Annotated in this window: 1 protein-coding gene, 2 tRNA genes and 3 rRNA genes; all 6 read left to right on the top strand. The window is 50.5% G+C overall.

Annotation, left to right across the window (positions count from 1 at the left end; translation table 11 throughout):
- Positions 1-331 precede the first annotated feature (331 nt).
- Positions 332-1,872: ribosomal RNA gene (locus HMPREF2907_RS00005) — 16S ribosomal RNA — on the top strand.
- Positions 1,873-1,973: 101 nt separating this feature from the next.
- Positions 1,974-2,050: transfer RNA gene (locus HMPREF2907_RS00010), tRNA-Ile, on the top strand.
- 5 nt (positions 2,051-2,055) lie between these two features.
- Positions 2,056-2,131 (top strand) — tRNA-Ala (locus tag HMPREF2907_RS00015).
- A 432-nt stretch (positions 2,132-2,563) separates the two neighbouring features.
- Positions 2,564-5,455: ribosomal RNA gene (locus HMPREF2907_RS00020) — 23S ribosomal RNA — on the top strand.
- Between the two features lie 93 nt (positions 5,456-5,548).
- Positions 5,549-5,662, top strand: a 5S ribosomal RNA gene (gene rrf, locus HMPREF2907_RS00025).
- Together the 16S, 23S and 5S rRNA genes with 2 tRNA genes alongside form the textbook arrangement of a ribosomal RNA operon.
- 348 nt (positions 5,663-6,010) lie before the next feature.
- Positions 6,011-6,293, top strand: a 283-nt coding sequence (locus tag HMPREF2907_RS00030) for a ComEA family DNA-binding protein (protein ID WP_070679052.1), incomplete at its 3' end; no start/stop codon positions are given.

Consider the following 6,293-nt stretch of genomic DNA (forward strand, 5'->3'; position numbering starts at 1 on the left):
TTGTTGTCGGGTTTTGTAGAATTTTTTATTGTTTGGGAGTTGACGGTTTTTGAGGGGAGGGGTATAGTTCGGTTCTTCGCTGCTTCGGCGGTGATTGAACGAACAGGTAAGTATATCACAGTTAGTCTGATTTTTCGAGGTTTTAAGAAAAGTTTTGATTGACAACGAGATGAAATGCTTTATAATTCGTTTTCGCTCTTTAACAAAACAGATTACCGATAAGTGTGAGTGCGACAGCCTCACACTGTTTTGAAAGACAGACAAGATGATGTTTTAGACATTGTTCTGTTGGTTTCTTTGAAGCAGACCAGAAGTTAAAAAGTTAGAGATTGAACATAAGAGTTTGATCCTGGCTCAGATTGAACGCTGGCGGCATGCTTTACACATGCAAGTCGGACGGCAGCACAGAGAAGCTTGCTTCTTGGGTGGCGAGTGGCGAACGGGTGAGTAACATATCGGAACGTACCGGGCAGTGGGGGATAACTAATCGAAAGATTAGCTAATACCGCATATCTTCTGAGGAAGAAAGCAGGGGACCATTTGGCCTTGCGCTGTTTGAGCGGCCGATATCTGATTAGCTAGTTGGTGGGGTAAAGGCCTACCAAGGCGACGATCAGTAGCGGGTCTGAGAGGATGATCCGCCACACTGGGACTGAGACACGGCCCAGACTCCTACGGGAGGCAGCAGTGGGGAATTTTGGACAATGGGCGCAAGCCTGATCCAGCCATGCCGCGTGTCTGAAGAAGGCCTTCGGGTTGTAAAGGACTTTTGTCAGGGAAGAAAAGGGCGGGGTTAATACCCCTGTCTGATGACGGTACCTGAAGAATAAGCACCGGCTAACTACGTGCCAGCAGCCGCGGTAATACGTAGGGTGCGAGCGTTAATCGGAATTACTGGGCGTAAAGCGGGCGCAGACGGTGACTTAAGCAGGATGTGAAATCCCCGGGCTCAACCTGGGAACTGCGTTCTGAACTGGGTGACTAGAGTGTGTCAGAGGGAGGTAGAATTCCACGTGTAGCAGTGAAATGCGTAGAGATGTGGAGGAATACCGATGGCGAAGGCAGCCTCCTGGGATAACACTGACGTTCATGCCCGAAAGCGTGGGTAGCAAACAGGATTAGATACCCTGGTAGTCCACGCCCTAAACGATGTCGATTAGCTGTTGGGCAGCATGACTGCTTAGTAGCGAAGCTAACGCGTGAAATCGACCGCCTGGGGAGTACGGTCGCAAGATTAAAACTCAAAGGAATTGACGGGGACCCGCACAAGCGGTGGATGATGTGGATTAATTCGATGCAACGCGAAGAACCTTACCTGGTCTTGACATGTACGGAACCCTCCAGAGACGGAGGAGTGCCTTCGGGAGCCGTAACACAGGTGCTGCATGGCTGTCGTCAGCTCGTGTCGTGAGATGTTGGGTTAAGTCCCGCAACGAGCGCAACCCTTGTCATTAGTTGCCATCATTAAGTTGGGCACTCTAATGAGACTGCCGGTGACAAGCCGGAGGAAGGTGGGGATGACGTCAAGTCCTCATGGCCCTTATGACCAGGGCTTCACACGTCATACAATGGTCGGTACAGAGGGTAGCCAAGCCGCGAGGCGGAGCCAATCTCACAAAACTGATCGTAGTCCGGATTGCACTCTGCAACTCGAGTGCATGAAGTCGGAATCGCTAGTAATCGCAGGTCAGCATACTGCGGTGAATACGTTCCCGGGTCTTGTACACACCGCCCGTCACACCATGGGAGTGGGGGATACCAGAAGTAGGTAGGGTAACCGCAAGGAGCCCGCTTACCACGGTATGCTTCATGACTGGGGTGAAGTCGTAACAAGGTAGCCGTAGGGGAACCTGCGGCTGGATCACCTCCTTTCTAGAGAAAGAAGAGGCTGTCGCATTCACACTTATCGGTAAACTGTAGAAGATGCGGAAAAATGCTTGAGTGAAGACAAGGTTCGCTTAAGAAGAGAATCCGGGTTTGTAGCTCAGCTGGTTAGAGCACACGCTTGATAAGCGTGGGGTCGGAGGTTCAAGTCCTCCCAGACCCACCAAGAACGGGGGCATAGCTCAGTTGGTAGAGCACCTGCTTTGCAAGCAGGGGGTCATCGGTTCGATCCCGTTTGCCTCCACCAATACTTTCCAAATCAAAGCGAGTTAAAAAGGCAGTGTAACTGCTTTCTTTTTTTCTAATAGAGAAGTCTGCTGACGAATCAGTTTGACGGAAAAAGAAAGGCTGCTATAATAATCAGCTCATTTTGATTTGCGAAGTAAATAGCAATATTGAACGCATCGATCTTTAACAAATTGGAAAGCCGAAATCAACAAACAAAGACAATGTGTCTGTTTTTGATGATTGGCCGATTGCAAACGGTCAGTTGTCTCCCGAACAGGAAAAGAAAAACAGGTACAGTATTTGGGTGATGATTGTATCGACTTAATCCCGAAAGACAAAAGGCGGGATTAAGACACAACAAGCAGTAAGCTTTATCAGAGTAGGAAATTCAAGTTTGATGTTCTAGTCAACGGAATGTCAGGCAAAGTCAGAGAAGTTCTTGAAATGATAGAGTCAAGTGAATAAGTGCATCAGGTGGATGCCTTGGCGATGATAGGCGATGAAGGACGTGTAAGCCTGCGAAAAGCGTGGGGCAGCTGGCAATAAAGCTATGATCCCGCGATGTCCGAATGGGGAAACCCACTGCATTCTGTGCAGTATCCTAAGTTGAATACATAGACTTAGAGAAGCGAACCCGGAGAACTGAACCATCTAAGTACCCGGAGGAAAAGAAATCAACCGAGATTCCGCAAGTAGTGGCGAGCGAACGCGGAGGAGCCTGTACGTAATAACTGTCGAGATAGAAGAACAAGCTGGGAAGCTTGACCATAGTGGGTGATAGTCCCGTATTCGAAATCTCAACGGTGGTACTAAGCGTACGAAAAGTAGGGCGGGACACGTGAAATCCTGTCTGAATATGGGGGGACCATCCTCCAAGGCTAAATACTCATCATCGACCGATAGTGAACCAGTACCGTGAGGGAAAGGCGAAAAGAACCCCGGGAGGGGAGTGAAATAGAACCTGAAACCTGATGCATACAAACAGTGGGAGCGCCCTTGTGGTGTGACTGCGTACCTTTTGTATAATGGGTCAACGACTTACATTCAGTAGCGAGCTTAACCGAATAGGGGAGGCGTAGGGAAACCGAGTCTTAATAGGGCGAAGAGTTGCTGGGTGTAGACCCGAAACCGAGTGATCTATCCATGGCCAGGTTGAAGGTGCCGTAACAGGTACTGGAGGACCGAACCCACGCATGTTGCAAAATGCGGGGATGAGCTGTGGATAGGGGTGAAAGGCTAAACAAACTCGGAGATAGCTGGTTCTCCCCGAAAACTATTTAGGTAGTGCCTCGAGCAAGACACTGATGGGGGTAAAGCACTGTTATGGCTAGGGGGTTATTGCAACTTACCAACCCATGGCAAACTAAGAATACCATCAAGTGGTTTCTCGGGAGACAGACAGCGGGTGCTAACGTCCGTTGTCAAGAGGGAAACAACCCAGACCGCCAGCTAAGGTCCCAAATGATAGATTAAGTGGTAAACGAAGTGGGAAGGCCCAGACAGCCAGGATGTTGGCTTAGAAGCAGCCATCATTTAAAGAAAGCGTAATAGCTCACTGGTCGAGTCGTCCTGCGCGGAAGATGTAACGGGGCTCAAATCTATAACCGAAGCTGCGGATGCCAGTTTACTGGCATGGTAGGGGAGCGTTCTGTAGGCCGATGAAGGTGCATTGTAAAGTGTGCTGGAGGTATCAGAAGTGCGAATGTTGACATGAGTAGCGATAAAGCGGGTGAAAAGCCCGCTCGCCGAAAGCCCAAGGTTTCCTACGCAACGTTCATCGGCGTAGGGTGAGTCGGCCCCTAAGGCGAGGCAGAAATGCGTAGTCGATGGGAAACAGGTTAATATTCCTGTACTTGATTCAAATGCGATGTGGGGACGGAGAAGGTTAGGTTAGCAAGCTGTTGGAATAGCTTGTTTAAGCCGGTAGGTGGAAGACTTAGGCAAATCCGGGTCTTCTTAACACCGAGAAGTGACGACGAGTGTCTACGGACATGAAGTAACCGATACCACGCTTCCAGGAAAAGCCACTAAGCTTCAGTTTGAATCGAACCGTACCGCAAACCGACACAGGTGGGCAGGATGAGAATTCTAAGGCGCTTGAGAGAACTCGGGAGAAGGAACTCGGCAAATTGATACCGTAACTTCGGGAGAAGGTATGCCCTCTAAGGTTAAGGACTTGCTCCGTAAGCCTCGGAGGGTCGCAGAGAATAGGTGGCTGCGACTGTTTATTAAAAACACAGCACTCTGCTAACACGAAAGTGGACGTATAGGGTGTGACGCCTGCCCGGTGCTGGAAGGTTAATTGAAGATGTGAGAGCATCGAATCGAAGCCCCAGTAAACGGCGGCCGTAACTATAACGGTCCTAAGGTAGCGAAATTCCTTGTCGGGTAAGTTCCGACCCGCACGAATGGCGTAACGATGGCCACACTGTCTCCTCCCGAGACTCAGCGAAGTTGAAGTGGTTGTGAAGATGCAATCTACCCGCTGCTAGACGGGAAGACCCCGTGAACCTTTACTGTAGCTTTGCATTGGACTTTGAAGTCACTTGTGTAGGATAGGTGGGAGGCTTAGAAGCAGAGACGCCAGTCTCTGTGGAGCCGTCCTTGAAATACCACCCTGGTGTCTTTGAGGTTCTAACCCAGACCCGTAATCCGGGTCGGGGACCGTGCATGGTAGGCAGTTTGACTGGGGCGGTCTCCTCCCAAAGAGTAACGGAGGAGTTCGAAGGTTACCTAGGTCCGGTCGGAAATCGGACTGATAGTGCAATGGCAAAAGGTAGCTTAACTGCGAGACCGACAAGTCGAGCAGGTGCGAAAGCAGGACATAGTGATCCGGTGGTTCTGTATGGAAGGGCCATCGCTCAACGGATAAAAGGTACTCCGGGGATAACAGGCTGATTCCGCCCAAGAGTTCATATCGACGGCGGAGTTTGGCACCTCGATGTCGGCTCATCACATCCTGGGGCTGTAGTCGGTCCCAAGGGTATGGCTGTTCGCCATTTAAAGTGGTACGTGAGCTGGGTTTAAAACGTCGTGAGACAGTTTGGTCCCTATCTGCAGTGGGCGTTGGAAGTTTGACGGGGGCTGCTCCTAGTACGAGAGGACCGGAGTGGACGAACCTCTGGTGTACCGGTTGTAACGCCAGTTGCATAGCCGGGTAGCTAAGTTCGGAAGAGATAAGCGCTGAAAGCATCTAAGCGCGAAACTCGCCTGAAGATGAGACTTCCCTTGCGGTTTGACCGCACTAAAGAGTCGTTCGAGACCAGGACGTTGATAGGTGGGGTGTGGAAGCGCGGTAACGCGTGAAGCTGACCCATACTAATTGCTCGTGAGGCTTGACTCTATCATTTGAAGAACTTCAAATAAAAAGCTTACTGACTGATTCAGTCATCACCGGATATATTGATTGAGGCTTTGCCGATTTGTACAGTTTAAGTTTGGCGGCCATAGCGAGTTGGTCCCACGCCTTCCCATCCCGAACAGGACCGTGAAACGACTCAGCGCCGATGATAGTGTGGTTCTTCCATGCGAAAGTAGGTCACTGCCAAACACCTATCCTAAGCCCCCGACAGATGTCGGGGGCTTTTACTTTGTATCGTTGACGGGTTTGGCGAACCGGACATCCCTGCCTTGTATGGCGGCGGTGGGCAAAATGGGGTGATACGCCGAATGCTCCGGTTGCAGAAGGATGGACGCTTGATGATGCGGGCGGGTACGCTCCGAAATTGAGGCGGGCTAGCAGATGTTGCGGAATCAATACATTTGGAGATAGTAAGGTTGGAAATATTTAAAATTGTTTGAGTTGAAATAATGGAAAGGATATGATAATAAGATATACAGTGGTAACGCATTCCGGGCGTTGCCGTCCATATTAACGAAACGATAGGAAAACGTCCTTATGAAAAAATTCCTCTTTGCCGCACTCTCCGTTTTGACCGCCTCGCTGTCGCTGGCAGCCGTCAACATCAACACCGCTTCCCCGTCCGAATTGGAAGCCCTGCCCGGCATCGGTCCGGCCAAAGCGAAAGCCATTGCGGACTACCGCCAGCAGCACGGTGGCTTCAAATCGGTGGAGGAGCTCAAAAACGTCAAAGGCATCGGCGAGGGCATCTTCTCCAAACTGAAGGCCGAAGCAACCGTCGCGCCCGCACCCGCAAACCCAAAAGCTAAAAACGCCGTCC

This window comes from Neisseria sp. HMSC055H02 (assembly GCF_001813335.1).
GTDB classification, from domain to species: domain Bacteria; phylum Pseudomonadota; class Gammaproteobacteria; order Burkholderiales; family Neisseriaceae; genus Neisseria; species Neisseria sicca_C.